The organism is Phocaeicola sp. RTP21198st1_B8_RTP21198_201120 (genome assembly GCF_040929485.1).
In the GTDB taxonomy this organism is placed as follows: domain Bacteria; phylum Bacteroidota; class Bacteroidia; order Bacteroidales; family Bacteroidaceae; genus Phocaeicola; species Phocaeicola dorei.
Window position 1 is genome coordinate 364 of sequence record NZ_JBCOCI010000252.1, and the last position, 1,427, is coordinate 1,790.

Annotated in this window: 1 protein-coding gene; it reads left to right on the top strand. The window is 42.2% G+C overall.

Annotated elements, in window-relative coordinates:
* Positions 1-1,427 (top strand): GH92 family glycosyl hydrolase (locus AB5935_RS25095; protein ID WP_368327766.1); only part of this gene is annotated, 1,427 nt, incomplete at both ends.

A 1,427-nucleotide genomic window follows, 5' to 3' on the forward strand; every position in this document is an offset into this window, starting at 1 on the left:
TCCGGTAGTCGATTCGATTTATCTTCCAATGGGAGAGACAGAAAAAGGCAAACGTATTATTGCCTCTTTCGATATGCAACCGGGAGACGAGCTGATGATGAAAGTGGCGCTTTCTACTACCAGTGTAGATGGGGCTAAAAAGAATCTGGAAGCAGAAATTCCTGCCTGGGATTTTGAAGGAGTGAAGACTGCTGCCCATAATGAATGGAATAACTATTTGAGCCGTATTGAAATAGACGGTACGGATGATGAAAAAACAAATTTCTACACTTGTTTCTATCATGCATTGATTCAACCCAATCAGATTTCGGATGTGGACGGTATGTATCGTAATGCTGCCGATTCTATAGTGAAAGCCGGAACGGGTACTTTCTATTCCACATTCTCTTTGTGGGATACTTATCGTGCTGCTCATCCATTTTATACATTAATGATTCCCGAACGTGTGGATGGCTTTGTTAATTCTCTTATTGAACAAGGTGAAGTGCAAGGTTTCTTACCCATTTGGGGATTGTGGGGCAAAGAGAATTTCTGTATGATTGGTAATCACGGCGTATCAGTTATTGCCGAAGCCTATCGTAAAGGATTCCGTGGTTTCGATGCTGAACGTGCTTTCAATATAATAAAGAAGACGCAGACGGTGTCTCATCCGTTGAAGTCCGATTGGGAAGTTTATACAAAATATGGTTATTTCCCGACAGACCTGATAAAAGCTGAATCTGTATCTTCTACTTTAGAATCGGTATATGATGATTATGCTGCTGCCGATATGGCACGTCGTATGGGTAAAGAGGAAGATGCGGCATATTTTGCAAAACGTGCTGATTATTATAAGAATATGTTCGATCCGCAAACGAAGTTCATGCGTCCGCGCAAGGCTGATGGAACTTGGAAAGCTCCATTTAATCCAAGTGCACTAGGACATTCCGAAAGTATCGGTGGAGATTATACAGAAGGAAATGCATGGCAATATACCTGGCATGTACAACATGACGTACCGGGATTGATCCAGTTATTTGGCGGTGAAGAGCCTTTCCTGAATAAGTTAGATTCATTGTTTACCGTTAAGTTGGAAGGCGAAAGTCTGTCAGATGTAACCGGACTGATTGGGCAGTATGCTCATGGCAATGAGCCAAGTCATCATGTAACTTATTTATATGCACTGGCAGGTCGTCCGGAACGTACACAAGAACTGGTTCGAGAAATATTCGATACTCAATACAAGAACAAACCTGATGGACTTTGTGGAAACGATGATTGCGGACAGATGTCTGCCTGGTATATGCTTAGTGCGATGGGATTCTATCCGGTAGATCCGGTGAGTGCAGAATATGTATTCGGTGCTCCACAATTACCCAAAATGACCTTGCATTTGGCTGATGGCAAGACTTTCACAATTATTGCAGAGAATCTATCGAAAGAACATA